The sequence below is a fragment of the Plantactinospora sonchi genome (assembly GCF_036422035.1).
GTDB lineage: Bacteria > Actinomycetota > Actinomycetes > Mycobacteriales > Micromonosporaceae > Plantactinospora > Plantactinospora sonchi.
In genome coordinates, this window is the sequence record NZ_JAZGQK010000037.1 from 104839 (window position 1) to 124107 (window position 19269).

The window sequence follows — 19269 nt, forward strand, 5'->3', positions numbered from 1 at the left end:
TTACTTACCGTTGGTGATCCCGGTCACCTTGACCTGGGTCAACGGCTGACGGTGACCCTGACGCTTGTGGTAACCGGTCTTGTTCTTGAACTTGTGGATCCGGATCTTCGGACCCTTGGTGTGCGCGGCGATCTCACCGGACACCGCGACGTTGGCCAACCGCGCCGCGTCGGTCACCAGGTCGTCGCCGTCGACGAGCAGCACGGCGGTGAACTTGACCGCGTCACCGGGCTGCCCGGTCAGCTTCTCAACCTCGATCACGTCGCCCTCGGCGACCTTGTACTGCTTGCCGCCGGTCTTGACGATCGCGTACATCGGAGGCGGACTCCCTGTCATTGAGGCTGCGGATGGTGTTTTCGTGTCGCCCACTCCACCGCACCAGGTGCGGGGCGGGCGCGCGAGAACGTAGCACGTAAATCGCGCCGCAGGCCAGCGTACGCCATGACCGCTCCGACCCCCAAACCGGCCCCTTGACCAGGCACCCGCCCGAGACGCCGGCCGGGGCCGGCGATCGCTCCCGCCGACGGCCGATCCGGCTCCGGGCCCGCCGTGCGGCGACCCGGTCCCCGGCTCACCGGCAGCCGACCGGCGCAGGCGTCAGGTCCCGCAGAGCTGGTCCAGCCGCTGCTGCAACTGGTCGAGCTTGGTCTCGTCGACGGACTCGACGCTGGCCTTCATCGAGCCCACCTCGGTGCCGATCTCGGCCAGCACCGCCTTGAGCCGGGCGTCGGTGGCCTTGGCGGACTGTTCACGCATGGCACTGCCCCAGTTCCGCAGCGCCTCCTCGGCCTTGCGCTGCGCGGCCTCGGCACCGGCGGTGTCGTTGGCGCCGGTCGCCTGCAACGACTTGCCCAGCTCCTCGATGAAGGTCCGGACCGAGTCGGCACTGGCCTTGGTGGCCGCGTCACAGACCTCGCTGGCGTTGCCGCCGGCCGGGGCGGCGTCCACGCCGGGTGACCCGGTCGGGCCCGAGCCGGGCGCCCCGGTCCCGGGCACCCCGCTTCCCGGCGCGCCCGGGGAAGGCGTACCGGTCGACGAGCCGACGCCGGGCGACGGGGAGCCGCCCGTCGCACCGTTCCGCTCGCCCGAACAGGCGGCGGACGTGAGCAGTACGGCGGCGATGGCGGCGGTCACCAGCAGGCGTCGCATGTTCGTCTCCTCGACAGCGGGATGGCCGATCCCCCGGACGACCCGGCCGACGGAGCCGACGGCCAATTGAAGATCGCGAAGGATGCGCTCAGCCTAGCCACATCCTCCGCAATCATCCCAGTCAGCGCCGCGCACCGCTCGGCGAACCGGCGTCCCACCGAACCCCTGGGGCCACCTCGGAGCCGGTGCCCACAGCCGCGGCCGCAGGCACCGGAGGCACCACCGTCAGGGCCGGGTACGCCGCCGGGCACCGCCCCGCCGGACCCGCCGCCGACCGCCGGACTCCGTGCTCTCGGCCTCGGCGTCCAGGTCACCGCCGTCCTCGAGGGCGTCGGGGTCACCCGCGCCGGCCAGCCGCATCGACTCCGTCGGCTGGGTGTCGGCGACGTCCGCCGTCGAGGGCGTGTCGATCTCGTACCGGGACAGGTCGTAACCCATGGTGTCCTCGTACTCGGACACCTCGACGACCACCCGCTCCGGCGCGGCCTTGCGGCCACGGCGCCGGGTCGAGGTGGCCGGCGGCTCGACCGCCGGGGCCGCCGGCGTGGTGCCGGTGCTCGCCGACGCGACCGCCTTGACCTTGTCGCCCGCACCCGGCCGGGACTTCTCCGGCACCGGCTCGGTGTGGATGATCACACCGCGACCCTTGCAGCAGTCGCAGGTCTCGCTGAACGCCTCCAGCAGCCCGGCGCCGATCCGCTTCCGGGTCATCTGCACCAGACCGAGCGAGGTGATCTCGGTGACCTGGTGCTTGGTCCGGTCCCGGCCCAGGCACTCGGTCAGCCGACGCAGCACCAGGTCGCGGTTCGACTCCAGGACCATGTCGATGAAGTCGATCACGACGATGCCGCCGAGGTCGCGCAGCCGGAGCTGGCGGACGATCTCCTCGGCCGCCTCGAGGTTGTTGCGGGTGACCGTCTCCTCCAGGTTGCCCCCGGCACCGGTGTACTTACCGGTGTTGACGTCGATCACCGTCATCGCCTCGGTACGGTCGATCACCAGGTGTCCGCCGGAGGGCAGGAAGACCTTGCGGTCCAGCCCCTTGAGGATCTGCTCGTCGATCCGCCGCTCGGCGAAGACGTCCGCCGTCCCGGTGTGCCGGCGCAGCCGGGGCACCAGGTCCGGCGAGACGTGCGAGAGGTACGACTCGACCATGTCGTACGACTCGTCGCCCTGCACCACCAGCTCGCGGAAGTCCTCGTTGAACAGGTCCCGGACCACCCGGATCACCAGGTCGGGCTCCTCGTAGAGCAGCACCGGGGCACCACCCTCGGTGGCCTTGGCCTGGATGTCCTCCCACTGCGCCTGCAGCCGCTTGACGTCCCGGGCCAACTCGTCCTCGCTGGCGCCCTCGGCGGCGGTCCGGACGATCACGCCGGCACCGTCCGGCACCAGCTTCTTGAGGATGTCCCGCAGCCGCTTGCGCTCGGTGTCCGGCAGCTTGCGGCTGATCCCGGAGGCGTTGCCGTGCGGTACGTACACCAGGTGCCGGCCGGAGAGGGCGATGTGGCTGGTCAGCCGCGCCCCCTTGTGCCCGATCGGGTCCTTGGTCACCTGCACCAGCACCGAGTCGCCGGAGCGCAGCGCCTGCTCGATCGAGCGGGCCCGCCCCTCCAGGCCGGTGGTGTCCCAGTTGACCTCACCCGCGTAGAGCACCGCGTTGCGCCCGCGCCCGACGTCGACGAAGGCCGCCTCCATGCTGGGCAGCACGTTCTGCACCTTGCCGAGGTAGACGTTGCCCGCCATCGTGCCGGACGAGGCGCGGGTGACGTAGTGCTCGACGAGCACCCCGTCCTCCAGTACGCCGATCTGGGTCCGGTCGCCGCGCTGGCGGACCACCATCACCCGGTCGACCGCCTCCCGGCGGGCCAGGAACTCCGACTCGCTCAGGATCGGCGGTCGGGTACGCCGTTGTTCGCGGCCGTCCCGTCGACGCTGCCGCTTGGCCTCCAGCCGGGTCGAACCGGAGACGCCCTGCACCTCGTCGACGGTCTTGCGGGGCTCACGGATCTTGATGACGGTGGGTACGCCGTCGTCGGCGGTGCCGTCGGTGTCGCCGGCGCCCTTGCGGCGGCGACGACGGCGACGACGGGTGACCCCGTCGGCGGCCTCGGCTTCCTCGTCCTCGTCCTCGTCCGCCTCGGCGTCGGCCTCCTCGACCTGGCCGACCGGTTCCTCGTCCTCGACGTCGTCACCGTCGTCGGCGGTGCCCTTGCCCCGGCCACGCCCTCGGCGCCCACGGCGACGCCGCCGCCGGGCGGCCGCCGTCTCGTCGTCCTCGTCCCCCGCCTCGTCGAGGGGCTCCTCGTCCGCGGTGCCCTCCACCTCGGTCTCGGCCTCGGGACCGGCCTCGGTCGCCAGCGGTTCGGCGGAGCGGCGTCCACGGCGGCGTCGCCGGCCCGTCTCGACCGGTTCGTCCGCCTCCACCTCCACCTCGACCGTCTCGACCGGGGCCGGCGCCAGCTCGGGCTGCGCGGCGGGGCGGACGATCGGGGTCTCCGGTTCGGGCGCCATGAAGAGCACGGTCGGCGCGGAGAGCGCGGCCCGGCGGCGCCGACGCGGCGGCTCCTCCTCGGCCTCAGCCTCGGCCTCCTCGGCCTCGACGGTCACCGGCGGCGTCTCCGGGGTCACCCCGGCGGCACCGCTCGGGTCGGTACCGACCACCACGGCGCCCGGCTCGCCCACCGCACCGCCCGGGCCGGCCTCGACCACGGTCTCCCCGCCTGCCGGCGCCGCTGGTGGAACCGCCTTCTTCCGCCGGGTACGGGTCACCTTGACCGGAGGAACCGGTTCGTCGGCGGCCGTCTCGTCGGCGCCGCCAGCCACCCCGGTCGGACCGGCCTCCGTCGGGTCGGTGTCGGCGGGCCGCCCGGCCGCGACATCGGGACCGTCGGTGGCGGTCGGTTCCGCCGAGCCGGCTCCGGCGCTGTCCTTCTTGTCGGCGGTGGTGGCCTTACGGCGGCGCCGTGGGGCTTTTGTGGTGCTTTCCGTGTCGCCCCGCACCGGGGCCAGCACCTCCATGTCGCCCGCTTCGCCACTGGTCGAGCGGACCGACGTCGGCGCCTCGACCGGTACGCCGGTCGGCGCCGGTTCACTCGGCGTCGCGGAACTCCGCCGCCGGGTGGTACGGCCACGCCGCGCGGGCGCCGCCTCGGAGTTGTTGCTGTTCTCGACGGTGTCGTCGGCCGGCTCGGCGCCGGTCCGATCCCCGCCCTCGGGCTCGTTCTCGAGCATGGACGTTCTCCAGTTCTGGCTTCCCCGGGCGCGGGTGAGCGCTGCCACGCAGGGTTGCCGCAAAGTATTTCCGGCGACGCGTCAAGTTGACCGGACCGCCGAAGTCTGCCTGCCTGCCCGCCGACCGGACTTCCGGCTAGCGTTCGCCGATGGCTGTCCTGTCGCGATCCGCCTCCAACGGATCCACGATCTCCCCCTGCGCGGTCACCGTGCCCTGCGCCAGCCGGGTCGCCCGAGGCGGCACCGGCGGCTCCAGGTCGGCCACCACGCGGAGGCCGGAAAGGACGTCATCGGGCCGTACGGACGGGGTGACCTGCCGCACGACCATTTCGAGTATCGCACACGGTACGCCCGCGACCTCGGAAGGTGCCCCGGTCCGCTCGATCACATCGATCCCGGTCACCGCGTGTCGGGCGTCGAAGACACGTCGTCCCTGCTTGGTCATCCGCTCCACGGACACCTCGGCGGCGGCCAGGAACGCCGAAACCGCGTCACGCAGGACAGCGGGTTCGACACCCGGCAACTCGACCCGCCACCGGGACGCGTCGATCCGGTCCGCGAGGCTGCCCGGACCGGCGACGACGGCGTCCAGCACGTCGAGCCCCGGCGACAACGCGGCGTCCAGGGCGGCCCGCAGCGCCGCCGGGTCCACCGGCTCCCGGAGGCCGATCTCCAGGTACTCCGCCTCGCTGGCCACCCCGGTCGGCGCCGCGCTGGCATAGGAGATCTTGGGATGCGGCGTGAAGCCCTGGGAGAACGCCACCGGTACGCCGGCCCGGCGTACCGCACGTTCGAAGGCGCGGGCGAAGTCCCGGTGGGAGGTGAACCGCAACGGTCCCCGTTTGGCGTACCTGATCCGGATCCGCTGTACGACCGGCGCCTGACCGCCCTCAGGCTGTGGTTTGCTACTGATCGCGCTGCTCCTCGGTGTACACGATGTTCCTGGCATCCTCGCCCAGCCCGGCGGCGGACGCCAACCCGGCCCCCGGCGTACGGCACGCGGCCGGCCGGGTGGGAACGGTCGCCGGCGGCCGCCGCCGGATGGCGCTGGTGACGGCCGGCCGGATCGAACGGTCAGTGGTGGGCGCCGGCCGGTGCCCGTAGCCCGTTGACCGGGGTCAGCGGCAGCAACTTCTTGCCGGTCGGCCCGATCTGGATCTCGGTGTCCATGGACGGGCAGACCCCGCAGTCGAAGCAGGGGGTCCACCGGCAGTCGTCCTGCTCGAACTCGGACATGGCGTCCTGCCAGTCCTGCCAGAGCCAGTCCTTGTCCAGGCCGGAGTCGAGGTGGTCCCAGGGCAGCACCTCGGTCTCCTCGCGCTCCCGGACGGTGTACCAGTCGAGGTCGACGCCGAACGTCGGCAGTACCTCGGCGGCGGCGTCCACCCAGCGCTGGAAGGAGAAGTGCTCGCTCCAGCCGTCGAACCGGCCGCCGTCCTCCCAGACCTTCCGGATCACCGCGCCGACCCGGCGGTCACCTCGGCTGAGCAGGCCCTCGATCAGCGACGGCTCGCCGTCGTGGTAGCGGAACCCGATCGCCCGGCCGAGTGACCGGTCGGCGTTGATCGCCTGCTTGAGCAGTTTGAGCCGGTTGTCGATCACCTCGGGACGTTCCATCGACGCCCACTGGAACGGGGTGTGCGGCTTCGGCACGAACCCGCCGATCGAGACCGTGCAGCGGATGTCCTTCGAGCCGGTCGCCGCCCGCCCCGCCTTGATCACCTCGTGCGCGAGCCGGGCGATCTGCAGTACGTCCTCGTCGGTCTCGGTCGGCAGACCGCACATGAAGTAGAGCTTCACCTGCCGCCAGCCGTTGGTGTAGGCGGTGACGACGGTGCGGATGAGGTCCTCCTCCGACACCATCTTGTTGATCACCCGACGGATCCGCTCCGAGCCGCCCTCCGGGGCGAAGGTCAGCCCGGTACGCCGCCCGTTGCGGCTCAGCTCCTGGGCCAGGTCGATGTTGAACGCGTCGACCCGGGTGGACGGCAGCGACAGCGAGACGTTGGTGCCCTCGTACTGCTGGGCCAGCCCGGAGCACATGTCACCGATCTCCGAGTGGTCGGCCGACGACAGCGACAGCAGACCCACCTCGTGGAAACCGGAGTACTCCAGCCCCTGCTGCACCATCTGCCCCACGGTGGTGATCGACCGCTCCCGGACCGGACGGGTGATCATGCCGGCCTGGCAGAACCGGCAGCCCCGGGTGCAACCCCGGAAGATCTCCACCGCGTACCGCTCGTGCACCGTCTCGGCCAGCGGCACGATCGGCTTCTTCGGGTACGGCCAGGCGTCCAGGTCCATCGTCGTGCGCTTGTGCACCCGGAACGGTACGTCCGGCCGGTTCGGCACCACCCGCTGGATCCGACCGTCGGGCAGGTAGTCGACGTCGTAGAAGCGCGGTACGTAGACGCTCTCCGTCCGGGCCAGCCGCAGCAGCAGCTCGTCCCGGCCTCCCGGGCAGCCCTCCTGCTTCCAGCCCCGGACGATCTCGGTGATCTCCAGGACGGCTTCCTCGCCGTCGCCGAGCACCGCCGCGTCGATGAAGTCGGCGATCGGCTCGGGGTTGAACGCGGCGTGACCGCCGGCCACGATCACCGGGTGCGCGTCGGTCCGGTCCGCGGCGAGCAGCGGGATCCCGGCCAGGTCGATGGCGGTGAGCAGGTTGGTGTAGCCCAGCTCGGTGGCGAACGAGATGCCGAACAGGTCGAACGCGCCGACCGGCCGGTGCGCCTCGACGGTGAACTGCGGCACGCCGTTGGCGCGCATCAGCCGTTCCAGGTCCGGCCAGACCGCGTACGTCCGCTCGGCCAGGACGTCAGGCAGCTCGTTGAGCACCTCGTAGAGGATCTGCACGCCCTGGTTGGGCAGGCCCACCTCGTACGCGTCGGGATACATCAGCGCCCACCGGACGACGGCCGACTCCCAGTCCTTCACCACCGCGCCCAGTTCACCGCCGACGTACTGGATCGGCTTGCTCACCTGGGGCAGCAGCGGTTCGAGCTGCGGCCAGACCGTCATCGCCGCAGACCTGCTCGCGGCGGCCGACGCGGCGCTCATGGAACCTCCCGGAACAACAACTCGCAGGGACCCGACCAACAATCCAGGGTACGCGTAGCTTCCGCGACCCGATCGGGTAGGAACTCTATCCCGAGCCGTCGTCGGCGCCGGTGCACTCGACCCACCTGGTTGTGCCCGGATCGACGCGGTCCGTCACGACACGGGGCGGACCGGCACAGCTCAGACGTCGACCGGACGAACTGGTACGCCGGTACTAACCTCGGACGGGCGCGAGAGGAGAGCCGCACGATGCGTCAGCCTCAGCCGGACGAGGGTCAGCCGGCAGGCCGAGCCACCGCACCCGGGCAGCCGGAGCCGGTCGAGCCGCCACCGGCCGGCGGTTCCGACGATCGGGACCGCACGGCGCCCCGGGTGGAGACCTCGCCGACCAGCGGCGCGGCGGACTCGGGCACCCCGGTCGACCCCACCACCGGTCCCGACCGGCCGGTGGGGGCCGGTGCCGACCCCGACCGTCCGCCCCCGGGCACGGACCCAGAGCCCGACCGGGCGCCGGACCCCACCGCACCGACCGACGCGGCGGGCCGGGACGACGACACCGACACACCGACCCGCCGGACCGAACCCGCCGCACAGCCGGACGACGGCACCGACGTACCGACCCGTCCGGCCACCGTCGACGCCGAGCCGGCGCGGACCGGACCGGCAGCCAACGCCGGGAGCGCGCCGCCGGACGGACCCGCGGGCGCCGACGCGGCGGACCCGTCGCCGGTCACCGGTGCGGCCGGGCCGGCACCGGAGCCGACCCGGGTCGCCGCGCCCCGCTGGACCGGTTCGGCGGCGGTACCGCCGCCACAGAACCGTCGCCGGCGCCGCTGGCTGGGCGGCGGCGACGAGCCGGCCGCACCGGCCGGACCGCCGGCATCGGCGACGCCGGGCCCGGACCGCCCGTCGACGGGGCCGCGCCGGCCGGACCCGACGCTGCGGATGCCGACCGTCGAGTCCGACGATGCCGAGATGCCGACCCCGGTGGATCCCTGGGCGGGTACCGCCGACGACCCCTGGTTGGCGTCACCCGCCTACCCGCCGGCCGGCGGCCAGCCGCTCCACCCGTCGACCGGGCACACCGCTGCGGCCGCCCACCCCACCAGGGTGGAGCCGGCCGCGCCGGTGAGCCCGCCCCCGCACCCGGTGAGCCCGCCGCCGCACCCGGTGAGCCCGCCGCCGCACCCGGTGAGCCCGCCGCGACAGTTGTCGCCCACCCGGGTCTTCCCCTCGCCCGCCGGGCCACCGCCACCGGCGCCCACACCGCACCCGCCCGGCGCACCGTCGGTTCCCCGACCACGGCAGACACCCGAGCCGACACCCCGCCGGAAACCAGCACGCCCGAAGGCGGCGCCCCCGCCACCCCCACCGGCACCGGTCGCGCCGCCCCAGCCGAGCCGACGGAAACGACGCAAGTCCACGGCCCCGCCCCAGGCGACACCGCCGGGTTGGAAGCCACCGCAGGGTTACGTCCCGATCCCGGTACGACGTCGCCGGCGCTGGCCCCGGGTCATGCTCGTACTGACCCTGCTCAGCGTCTTCTGCTGCTGCGGTGTGCCGGGCTACTACCTCTGGCCCGTCTGGGACCAGTACCCAGCCCAGCCGGCGGATCCCCTGCCGCAGCAGGTACGTGACCTGCGGCTGCAGGACGACGGGGACGGCGAGCGGGCGGTCGGGGACCTCAAGGCGGACCTGCGGGCCAGGAACTGGTTGGCCGAGGGGACGTTCGCGGCCGTCTACCGTGACGGATCCGGCAAGCGGGTGACGATCTTCGGCACCACGGGGTTCCGGCTGAACCCCGAGTCTGATGTGACGAAGGAGCAGGACGAGCTCCGCGAGCAGTACAACCTCGCCACGGCAGAACCGGTCAAGACCGACGTCCGGGGCGAGTACCGCAGCTGTACCACCGGCAAGGAGGACGGCGAGTCCGTTGTCCTCTGCACCACCGCGGACCACGGCAGCCTGGTCACCGGGCTGTTCACCCGGCGGAGCCTGGACGAGAGCGCGGAACTGCTGGCCGCGATGCGTACGGAGATCGTGCTACGGGAGTGAGGCCGGCCGGCGGTCCGGAGGTTCGACAACCGTCGTCAGGGCGCGACGCGGCTCAGCTCCCCACCGTCGGGATACCGTCGTCCCCGCCGGTACGCGCCGGGGCGTACCGGGGCACGTACTCCTGACCGGTCAGTTTCTGGATCTCCACCATGACCTCGTCGGTGATCTCACGCAGCGAACTCCGGTCCGTCGGCCGGCCGGTGAAGTCGAGCGGCTTGCCGAACCGCACCGTCACCTTCCCCGCGCCGAGCCGGGGCATCCGGGCCCCGATCGGCTGGACCTTCTCCGTACCGATCATCCCGACCGGGATCACCGGTACCTCGGCGGCCAGGGCCAGGCGGGCCACGCCGGTACGCCCCCGGTAGAGCCGCCCGTCCGGTGACCGGGTCCCCTCCGGGTAGAGCGCGACCAGGTCCCCCGCCCGCAGCACCGGCACGGCGCCGTCAAAGGCGGAGAGGGCGGCCCGGCCACCGCTGCGCTCGACCCGGATCGCGCCGAGCCCTTCCACAACCGACCTGGTCAGCCAGCCTCGGACTCCGGTGCCGGTGAAGTACTCCGCCTTCGCCCAGAAGGCGAGGTGCCGGGGAACCACCGCACCGAGGAAGAGTTCGTCGGCGACGGAGAGATGGTTGCCCGCGAAGATCGCACCGCCGGTCGCCGGAATGTTCTCCAGGCCTTCGACGGTGGGACGCCAGGCGAGCCGCAGGGCGGCGCCGACGGTGTGCTGGCCGATGGTGTAGAGCAGCGGCACGGGACCTCCGGCGGTCGGGGGTGGTCGGGCGCTGTCACGGTAGCCGACGCCCGGCCGACCGGTTCGGGTGACCGGCACACGTCGGGACTCCGTGCGCGCAGACATACGGGACGCGGTACGGGCGACATACCGGACGCGGTGCGGGCGATACGCCGGACGCGGTGCGGGCGATACGCCGGACGCGGTGCGGGCGATACGCCGGACGTGTCGCCCGCCCGCGCCGAGGTCACCGCTGGCGTACCACCACCGTCACCGGTTCGCCGTCGCCGACCTCACCGGCGAAGCCGGTGTCGCCGACCTGCTCCCGGTCGGTGAAGGCGATCGTCTCCGCCAGCACCTCCCGGGCCACGAAGTCCCGGTACGCCCCGACCGCCGAGGTCACCTCCTGCGGTGCCCCGACCAGCAGGTCGATCCGGTCCGACACGTCCAGACCGGCGTCCCGGCGGGCCTGCTGCACCACCCGGATCACGTCCCGGGCCAGCCCTTCGGCGGCCAGTTCGGGGGTGACCGTGGTGTCCAGCACCACCACGCCCTCGCCAGCGGGCAGCGGTGCGGAGTGCTCGGCGTCGGCCGCGACCAGCTTCAGCTCGTACTCGCCGGCCTCCAGCCGGATTCCGGCCGCCTCCGGTACGCCCTCGACCAGCGACCAGTCGCCGGCCTTGACCGCCTTGATCACGGCCTGGACCTGCTTGCCGACCCGGGGACCGAGCGCCCGGGGCACCACGGTCAGCACCTGCTGGCAGTAGTCGGTCAGCTCGTCGCTGAACTCGACCGTCTTGACGTTGACCTCGTCGGCGACCAGGTCGGCGAAGGGCCGCAGGGTCGCCGCGGCCGGGCTGGCCACGGTCAGCTTCGACAGCGGCAGCCGGACCCGCAGCCCCTTCGCCTTGCGCAGCGACAGGGCCGCCGAGGCGACGTTCCGGGTCGCGTCCATCGCGGCCACCAGGTCGTGGTCGGCCGGGAACTCGGTCGCGTCCGGCCAGTCGGTCAGGTGCACCGACCGGTCCCCGGTCAGCCCCCGCCAGACCTCCTCGGCGGTGAGCGGGGCCAGCGGGGCGAGCACCCGGCTCACCGTCTCCAGCACCGTGTGCAGGGTGTCGAAGGCGTCCCGGTCGCCGGACCAGAACCGGTCCCGGGACCGCCGGACGTACCAGTTGGTCAGCGCGTCCAGGAACGACCGGACCGAGCCGCAGGCAGCGGAGATGTCGTACGCGTCGAGCTGCGCCTGCACCGTGGAGACCAGTTCCCCGGTCTTGGCCAGGACGTACCGGTCGAGCAGGTGCGTCGAGTCGGTACGCCGGACCGCCGAGTACCCCTCCGCGTTCGCGTACAGGGTGAAGAAGTACCAGACGTTCCAGTACGGCAGCAGCACCTGGCGTACCGAGTCCCGGATCGCCGTCTCGCTGACCACCACGTCCCCGCCGCGCAGCACCGGTGACGCCATCAGCGTCCAGCGCATCGCGTCCGAGCCGTACCGGTCGAACATCTCGTAGACGTCCGGGTAGTTGCGCAGGCTCTTGGACATCTTGCGCCCGTCCTCGCCGAGCACGATGCCGTGCACCACCGCGTTGCGGAACGCCGGCCGGTCGAACAGCGCGGTGGCGACCACGTGCATGGTGTAGAACCAGCCCCGCACCTGCGGCAGGTACTCGACGATGAAGTCGCCCGGGTAGTGGTTCTCGAACCACTCCCGGTTCTCGAACGGGTAGTGCACCTGGGCGAACGGCATCGACCCGGACTCGAACCAGCAGTCCAGCACCTCCGGCACCCGACGCATGGTGGACTTCCCGGTCGGGTCGTCCGGGTTCGGCCGGGTCAGCTCGTCGATCACCGGGCGGTGCAGGTCGGTGACCTTCACCCCGAAGTCACGCTCCAGCTCTTCGAGGGAGCCGTAGACGTCGACCCGGGGATAGTTGGGGTCGTCGGACTTCCAGACCGGGATCGGTGAGCCCCAGAACCGGTTCCGGCTGATCGACCAGTCCCGGGCGTTCGCCAGCCACTTGCCGAACGAGCCGTCCTTGACGTGCCCCGGCGTCCAGTTGATCTGCTGGTTCAGCTCGACCATCCGGTCCTTGACCTTGGTGACCGCGACGAACCAGGAGGAGACCGCCTTGTACACCAGCGGGGTGTCGCAGCGCCAGCAGTGCGGGTACGCGTGGGTGTAGGTGTCCTGCCGGAGCACCACCCCGCGCTCCTTCAGCTCGCGGATCACCGACCTGTTGACGTCGAAGACCTGCTCCCCCTGGTACGGCGGAACCAGCGCGGTGAACCGGGTGTGGTCGTCGACGGTGACGATGGTCGGGATCCCGGCCGCGTTGCACGCCTTCTGGTCGTCCTCGCCGAAGGCGGGCGCCAGGTGCACCACCCCGGTGCCGTCCTCGGTGGTGACGAACTCCGCGCCGAGCACCTGGTACGCGTTCGGGCCGGCCGGCTCGACCAGGAAGTCGTAGAGCGGGGTGTAGCGGCGTCCGACCAGGTCCCGGCCGTACACCGTGCCGACCTGGGTGAAGCCCTCCAGCTCCTTGGCGTACGCCCCGAGCCGGGCCGCCCCGACGACGTACCGCTCCCCGTCCCGCTCCAGGACGGCGTACTCGATGTCCGGGCCGACGGCGAGCGCCAGGTTCGACGGCAGGGTCCACGGCGTGGTGGTCCAGACCCCGACCCTGACCGGCCCGCGCACCAGCTCCGGTGCGGTCCCGTCCGGGGTGAGGGTGAACCAGACGGTCAGCGTCGGGTCGTGTCGGTCCCGGTAGACGTCGTCCATCCGGGTCTCGGTGTTCGACAGCGGCGTCTCACAGCGCCAGCAGTACGCCAGCACGCTGAAGCCCTCGTAGACGAGGCCCTTCCCGTGCAGCTGCTTGAACGCCCACATGACGCTTTCCATGTAGTTGAGGTCCAGCGTCTTGTAGTCGTTGCCGAAGTCGACCCACCGGGCCTGGCGGTTGACGTACCGCTCCCACTCGTGAGTGTAGGCGAGCACCGACGTGCGGCAGGCGTCGTTGAACCGGGCCACCCCGAGATCGATGATCTCCGCCTTGGTGGTGATGCCGAGCTGCTTCTCCGCCTCCACCTCGGCCGGCAGACCGTGGCAGTCCCAGCCGAACCGGCGCTCCACCCGGCGGCCGCGCATCGTCTGGTAGCGCGGGATCACGTCCTTGGCGTAGCCGGTCAGCAGGTGGCCGTAGTGCGGCAGGCCGTTGGCGAACGGCGGGCCGTCGTAGAAGACGAACTCGTTGCCGCCGTCCGGTCCCGGATCGCGGGCCTCGACGCTGGCCTCGAAGGTCTTGTCCGCCGTCCACTCGTCGAGCACGCGGCGCTCGACCGCCGGCAGGTCGGGACTGGCCGGCACGCCCGTGCCGGCGGGGGCGTTCTTGGGGTACGCCATCGCGGGTCGTTTCTCCTCGGTGCAGCTCACTGGTCAGTGGTCTGCGAGGACGAGCCCTGGTACGCCGTGACCGGCGCCCGCGGACCCGCGGTACCACCCCGCTTGGTGGCCGGAATCGACCACCCGCTCGTTGGCCGGCTGTGACGGGCCGCTCCCGTCCGGTTCTACTGGGGCGTCGCCGACCGTTCCCGACCGGTGACGCCTGTTCTTCCGGAGGCTCGCCGGTGATGGCCGGGTCGACGCCTGTGACCCCCAACGATACTCGACCCCTCCGGCCGTCCCCAGCCGATATCCGTCCCGGCACCGACCGTGCGCCGCGAGTCGGCGACGGCGGCGGTGTCAGGGGACCGCGCGCCGGACCGGGGCGCCCTATCCTGGGTCGGCGCGCGGGGCCGAGGGGCCGGTGTCCACCGCGTCCGCAGGGAACGGGGGCCCGAGATGGAGTACGCCGCGCACCGGACACGTTCCGGGGCCTGGCGCCGGACGGCGCTCGTGGCCGTCCTGCTGACCGCCGGCTGCACCGGGCCGCAGCCCACGCCGGTCGTCCCGCCGTCGCCGCCCGGATCGGTTCCACCGTCGCCCGGATCGGTCACGCCGTCGCCCCGCGTGCCCGGGCCGCCGTACGACCCGGAGGCGCTCTTCCCGGTGCTCACCGCGATCGCCGGCGAACACGGCACCGTGCCGCCGCCGGAGGTGATGACGGACGAGCAGGAGCTCGACGGGCACGGCCACAATCCGTGCGGGCTGCTGACCGCCGAGGAGCGGCCCGGAGAGCCGTTCGCGCCGCCCACCCCGGTCTTCACCGGGCTGATCGAGGTCAATCCGACCGGCGCGTTCCAGGGGGTCGACGGGCCGACCACCGTGGTCGAGATCGAGGTGACCGGTTTCGCCAGCGACGGGATCGTCGAGGAGGTCATGGAGCGGGCCGGCCGGGCCCGCTGTGCCACCGACTTCACCGTCACCTACACGCCGATGCCCGCCCGACGGGCCGTCGGGACGGTCCGGCTCGGCGAGGTCCAGGCCAGGCTCAGCACCGGAACGGTACGACGGGTGCCGGCGGATCAGAACATCAGCCTGGTTCCGGGCGAGGCCCGGCTCGTCTTCGCCCACGGGCCGCTGCTGATCAGCGTCGACGTGCTCACGTTCCGGCCGGACAGCACCGGCCCGAAGGTCACCGGGCTGGCCCGGAAGACCGCCGTCGACCTGGCCACCGAGCTGCTCCGGGCGGTCGGGGGCGGCGACTAGGCTGCTGCCGTGATCCGCATCCAGTTGGACGAGCCGACGGTGGCGCGTACCCGGATCGCGATCAGCCCGCTGTGGGAGACGGTGTGCGGGCTCTACCTGCTGGCCCGCCACGGCGACGCACCGCCGCCGTGGCCGTACACCGCCTGGGGGCGGCGGGCCCGGCGGGTGCTCGCCGAGGTGCCGGCCGCCGCGCCGGTCCGGTTGTACCTGACGGCCGCCACCTGGTTGCCCGACTTCCTCTCCCCGGTGCCGCCCACCGCCTCCCCCAGCATCGAGGAGGAGTTGGCCGGGTTGCGGGCGACCGCCCCGGAGACGATCGAGGAGCAGCTCCGGCGACATCCGGCCGGCGAACCACCGCCGTGGCTGCGCCCGTTCCGGGACGACCCGTCCCGGGCCCTGGACCGGCTCGCCGACGGCCTCGCCGCGTACTGGGCGGCGGCGATGGCGCCGTTCTGGGGGCAGATGCGGGCCGCCCTGGACGAGGAGGTGCTGCACCGGGCCCGGGCCCTCGCCGCCGACGGGCCGGACGCGCTCCTGGCCGACCTGCACGAGCGGGTGCGCTGGCAGCGTCCCACCCTCACCCTGGTGAAGTCGCACGAGCAGAGCTTCCAGGCCGCCGACCAGCGTCTGCTGCTCATCCCGTTGATCTTCTCGCGCGGCGCCCTGGTCTGCTCCGCCGAGCATCCGGAGGTGGTCGCGGTCTCCTACCAGGCCCGGGGCGCCGCGGTACTGGCCGACGACGGGCCGGCCACGGCCCCGGAGACCGGCACCGACCGGCTCGCCGTCCTGGTCGGCCGGGGCCGGGCCGCCGTGCTGCGCGCACTGGGCCGGCCGGCCAGCACCGCCGGGCTCGCCGCGACCCTCGGCCTCGCCCCCAGCACCGTCTCCGAACACCTCGGCGCGCTGCTCGCGGCGGGCGTGGTCAACCGGCGCCGGGTCGGCCGCCGGGTGCTGTACGGCCTGGAACCGGCCGGGCTCGCACTGGTCACCCTGCTCGGTGTCGAACCGCTCGGCACCGGCGTCGCCGACCCGGCCGAATCCGATTCGGGCGCACCCCGCGCGTCCTGACCCCCACCCCGGCCGGGCCACCGGCGGCCCGGCCCCGCACATTCGGTGCACGCCGAATCGTTTCCGCCGGTCAGGGTCGGCTCCCTAGCGTCGCCGCCATGAGCGAGTACGCGATCGAGGCGGTCGGGCTGCACCGCACCTACCGCAGCCGTACCGGGTGGTTACGGCCCCGGCGTCGGGAGGTGGTGGCGGTACGCGGAGTCGACCTGGCCGTACGCCGGGGCGAGCTGTTCGGCCTGCTCGGCCCGAACGGCGCCGGCAAGACCACCACCATCAAGCTGCTGAACACCCTGCTCCTCCCGACCTCCGGCACCGCCCGGGTGGCCGGCTACGACGTGGTACGCCAGACCCGGGAGGTCCGGCGTCGGATCGGGTACGTCTTCGGCGGCGACCGGGGTCTCTACGACCGGCTCTCCGCCCGGGACAACCTGCGCTACTTCGCCGAACTCCACGGGGTCGCGCCCCGGGAGCAGCGGCACCGGATCGACGAACTGCTCGACCTGGTCGGGCTCACCGGGCGGGACAGCGAGCGGGTCGAGGGCTACTCCCGGGGCATGCGCCAGCGGTTGCACATCGCGCGCGGGCTGCTGCACCACCCCGAGGTCCTCTTCCTCGACGAGCCGTCGATCGGGGTGGACCCGGTCGCCGCCCGGGAACTGCGCCAGACCGTCGCCGACCTGGCGGCGAACGGCACGACGGTACTGCTGACCACGCACTACATGGCGGAAGCGGACGAACTCTGCGACCGGATCGCGGTCATCGCCGGTGGTCGGATCCGCGCCTCGGGTACGCCCGCCGACCTCAAGCGGCACGCCGAGGGCCGGCAGGTGCTGGAGGTCGAGGCGTACGGGGTGACCGACCGGCAACTCGCCGAGATCCACCAGCTGCCCGGCGTACGGGAGGCGAGCCTGCGGGTGCTCGGCGCCGTCCAGCTGCTCACCGTGCAGTCGGCGGCGGGCACCGACGTACAGGCCGAGGTGCTGCGGGTGTTGGCCGGGATCCGGTTGGGCCGGGTGCTGAGCCGCCAGCCCACCCTGGAGGACGCCTACGTGGCGATCGTCAGCGGTACGACAGCGGCCGACGCCCCCGAACCGGCCCTCAGCGGTACGGCGGTGCCGGTGTGAGGACGCTGCGGATGATCGCGCTCGGGGCCCTGCTGCACGTCAAGCACCAGAGCCGCTCCTCCCTGGAGATCACCATCGCGGTCCTGCTGCCGGTGGTCCAGGCGACCCTGGCGGTCTACCTGTTCCGGGCCGGCGGCCAGCCGGACCGGCTGCTGGAGGCGGCGGTCGGCGCCGGTCTGATGGGCATCTGGTCGTCGGTGCTGTTCGGCTCCGGCGGCGCGATCCAGAACCAACGCTGGCAGGGCACCCTGGAGATGCTCATCCTGGCACCCCGGTCGCCGGCGCTGGTCATCCTGCCGATCACCCTCGCCACCGCGCTCACCGGCACGTACGCCATGATCGCGACCCTGCTCTGGGGCCGCCTGCTGTACGGCATCCCGCTCGACTTCGCCGATCCGCTCGCCTTCGCGGTCGCGGTCCCCGGCTGTGTGCTCGCCCTGGGCATGTTCGGGCTGCTGCTGGCGGCCACGTTTGTCCTGCTGCGCAACGCGAACGCGCTGGCCAACCCGTTGGACTATCCGATCTGGCTGGTCTCCGGCATGCTCGTGCCGGTCACCGCGCTACCCGGCTGGACCACCCCGATCGGCGCCGTGCTCCCCACCACCTGGGGTGCCCGGGCGGTCCGCGAGGCGGCGACCGGCAGCGGACCCGTCTGGCCGTCGCTGGGGATCTGCCTGGCGATCAGCCTCGGCTGTCTCGCGCTCGGCGCGCTCGCCATGTCCCGGGTCGAACGTCGGGCCCGCGCCGCCGCCACCCTCGCCCTCGCCTGAGGAGGTCCGCTTCGATGACCAGCCTGTTCCGTCTCGTCGGCGTCGGCGGCGTGATCGCCTACCGCGCGCTGTTCAACTGGACGACCCCGTCGATGTTCGTCGGCACCCTGCTCGTCGGACCCCTGTTCCAGCTGCTCTTCTTCGCCTACCTCGGCCGTCAGCTCGGCGTCGCGGACGACACGTTCTACATCGTCGGCAACGCCGTACTGGCCGCCTCGTCCGCGTGCGTCTTCGGCGGCACGATGGCGGTCTCCAACGAACGCCGGTTCGGCACCCTCGGCCACGTACTGCTCTCCCCGCGCAGCCGTACCGCCGTCTTCCTCGGGCGGGCCCTCCCGTACGCCGGCAACGGGCTGCTGATCGCGGCCTGCACGCTGGCCGGCGGCGCGTTGCTGCTCGGTCTGCGGATTCCGCCGGAGGCGCTGCCCGGGCTGCTGCTCGTCCTCGCCGCCGCATCGCTGACGTGTGGCTTCTTCGGCTTGACGTTGGGCGCGATCGGTCTGCGGTTCCGCGACGTGTGGCTGGTGTCGAACGTGTCGGTGACACTGTTGCTGCTGCTCACCGGGGTGAACGTGCCGGCGGCGGAGCTGCCCGCCGGAATGCGGGCGGTCGGCGCGGTACTGCCGATCACCCACGCGGCCGAGGCGGCCCGCCGGCTGGTCGACGGCGACGGCCTGACCGCCGCCGCCGGCCCACTCGCCATCGAGGTGGCACTCGGCCTCGGGTACGCGGTACTCGCCGCCGTACTGCTCAAGGTCTTCGAGGCGGAGAGCCGCCGGCGAGCCTCCCTCGACACACTCTGAACCGGCGGTCGAATCGTCCCGGACACCGCGTGACGGGGGCCGCCCGGAAACCGGTCGCCTGCGCCGCCGTCGAGTGCTGACCGTCACAGCCCCGGCTGTCACGCCGGATCCCGCCGGCGGCGTCGTCCTGTCGTAACGGAACCCGAAGCGGGAGGTTGTCGTGAGTCGGATCAACATCGCGTCCGTGGCGCCGGAGGCCTACCAGGCGGTGATGGGTCTGGAGAAGTACGCCCGGGCGAACCTGGACCACACCGTGCTCGAACTGGTGAAAGTGCGGGCCTCGATGATCAACGGCTGCACGTTCTGCGTGGACATGCACAGTCGGGAGGCGCTCGCCGCGGGCGAGTCCAGCCGGCGGCTGTTCGCGGTGGCCGCGTGGCGCGAGGCACCCTTCTTCGACGAGCGGGAGCGGACCGCGTTGGCGCTGACCGACGCCGTCACCCGGCTCGGCGAGCACGGGGTGCCGAACGACGTGTGGGAGGCCGCCGCCAAGGTGTGGTCGGAAAAGGAACTGGCGGACCTGGTGGTCGCGATCGCCACAATCAACGTGTGGAACCGGATCGCGATCACCAGCCGGACAGCGCCGCCGACGGAGGGATGACGGCCGAGGAGGCGGTGCAGGCGG

At 72.6% G+C, this 19269-nt stretch carries 14 protein-coding genes; 7 read left to right on the top strand and 7 right to left on the bottom strand.

The features are described 5' to 3' along the window. The 5 genes from rplU to V1633_RS33785 all read right to left on the bottom strand — a co-directional run bounded on the left by rplU (position 1) and on the right by V1633_RS33785 (position 7443). Complete coding sequence (gene rplU, locus V1633_RS33765; protein ID WP_331218354.1) at positions 1–315, bottom strand: 50S ribosomal protein L21; 315 nt, start codon at positions 313–315, stop codon at positions 1–3. Between the two features lie 282 nt (positions 316–597). Continuing rightward, positions 598–1149 carry a hypothetical protein gene (locus V1633_RS33770; protein WP_331218355.1) on the bottom strand — a complete coding sequence of 184 codons (552 nt, stop codon included), beginning with the start codon at positions 1147–1149 and terminating at the stop codon, positions 598–600. Positions 1150–1374: 225 nt separating this feature from the next. Further along, positions 1375–4383 carry an Rne/Rng family ribonuclease gene (locus V1633_RS33775; RefSeq protein WP_331218356.1) on the bottom strand — a complete coding sequence of 1003 codons (3009 nt, stop codon included), beginning with the start codon at positions 4381–4383 and terminating at the stop codon, positions 1375–1377. Positions 4384–4519: 136 nt separating this feature from the next. After that, positions 4520–5332 (bottom strand): TIGR03936 family radical SAM-associated protein, encoded by an 813-nt coding sequence (locus V1633_RS33780; protein WP_331218357.1) that lies wholly within the window; start codon positions 5330–5332, stop codon positions 4520–4522. A 125-nt stretch (positions 5333–5457) separates the two neighbouring features. Next, a complete protein-coding gene (locus tag V1633_RS33785) occupies positions 5458–7443 on the bottom strand; it encodes a TIGR03960 family B12-binding radical SAM protein (RefSeq protein ID WP_331218358.1) in 1986 nt (661 codons plus the stop codon). A 249-nt stretch (positions 7444–7692) separates the two neighbouring features. Here V1633_RS33785 and V1633_RS33790 point away from each other — a divergent pair, with 249 nt between their 5' ends. Then, positions 7693–9498 (top strand): hypothetical protein, encoded by a 1806-nt coding sequence (locus V1633_RS33790; RefSeq protein WP_331218359.1) that lies wholly within the window; start codon positions 7693–7695, stop codon positions 9496–9498. Positions 9499–9550: 52 nt separating this feature from the next. Here the strand turns inward: V1633_RS33790 and V1633_RS33795 are convergent, their stop codons facing one another. Then, on the bottom strand, positions 9551–10249 hold the full coding sequence (locus tag V1633_RS33795; protein ID WP_331218360.1) for a lysophospholipid acyltransferase family protein: 699 nt from the start codon (positions 10247–10249) through the stop codon (positions 9551–9553). Between the two features lie 226 nt (positions 10250–10475). Continuing rightward, on the bottom strand, positions 10476–13634 hold the full coding sequence (ileS, locus tag V1633_RS33800) for an isoleucine--tRNA ligase (RefSeq protein WP_331218361.1): 3159 nt from the start codon (positions 13632–13634) through the stop codon (positions 10476–10478). A 438-nt stretch (positions 13635–14072) separates the two neighbouring features. Here ileS and V1633_RS33805 point away from each other — a divergent pair, with 438 nt between their 5' ends. From V1633_RS33805 to V1633_RS33830, 6 genes are all read left to right on the top strand, one after another. Further along, positions 14073–14879 carry a hypothetical protein gene (locus tag V1633_RS33805; protein WP_331218362.1) on the top strand — a complete coding sequence of 269 codons (807 nt, stop codon included), beginning with the start codon at positions 14073–14075 and terminating at the stop codon, positions 14877–14879. Between the two features lie 9 nt (positions 14880–14888). Beyond that, positions 14889–15947: a helix-turn-helix domain-containing protein gene (locus tag V1633_RS33810; RefSeq protein ID WP_331218363.1), complete on the top strand. Its 1059-nt coding sequence runs from the start codon at positions 14889–14891 to the stop codon at positions 15945–15947. 98 nt (positions 15948–16045) lie between these two features. Further along, the gene (locus V1633_RS33815; protein ID WP_331218364.1) at positions 16046–17071 is read left to right on the top strand and encodes an ABC transporter ATP-binding protein; all 1026 of its coding nucleotides are present in this window, start codon (positions 16046–16048) and stop codon (positions 17069–17071) included. Between the two features lie 11 nt (positions 17072–17082). Then, the gene (locus V1633_RS33820) at positions 17083–17841 is read left to right on the top strand and encodes an ABC transporter permease (RefSeq protein WP_331218365.1); all 759 of its coding nucleotides are present in this window, start codon (positions 17083–17085) and stop codon (positions 17839–17841) included. 14 nt (positions 17842–17855) lie between these two features. Beyond that, positions 17856–18644 carry an ABC transporter permease gene (locus tag V1633_RS33825; protein ID WP_331218366.1) on the top strand — a complete coding sequence of 263 codons (789 nt, stop codon included), beginning with the start codon at positions 17856–17858 and terminating at the stop codon, positions 18642–18644. 160 nt (positions 18645–18804) lie between these two features. After that, positions 18805–19245 (top strand): carboxymuconolactone decarboxylase family protein, encoded by a 441-nt coding sequence (locus V1633_RS33830; RefSeq protein WP_331218367.1) that lies wholly within the window; start codon positions 18805–18807, stop codon positions 19243–19245. The last annotated feature ends 24 nt before the right edge of the window (positions 19246–19269 follow it).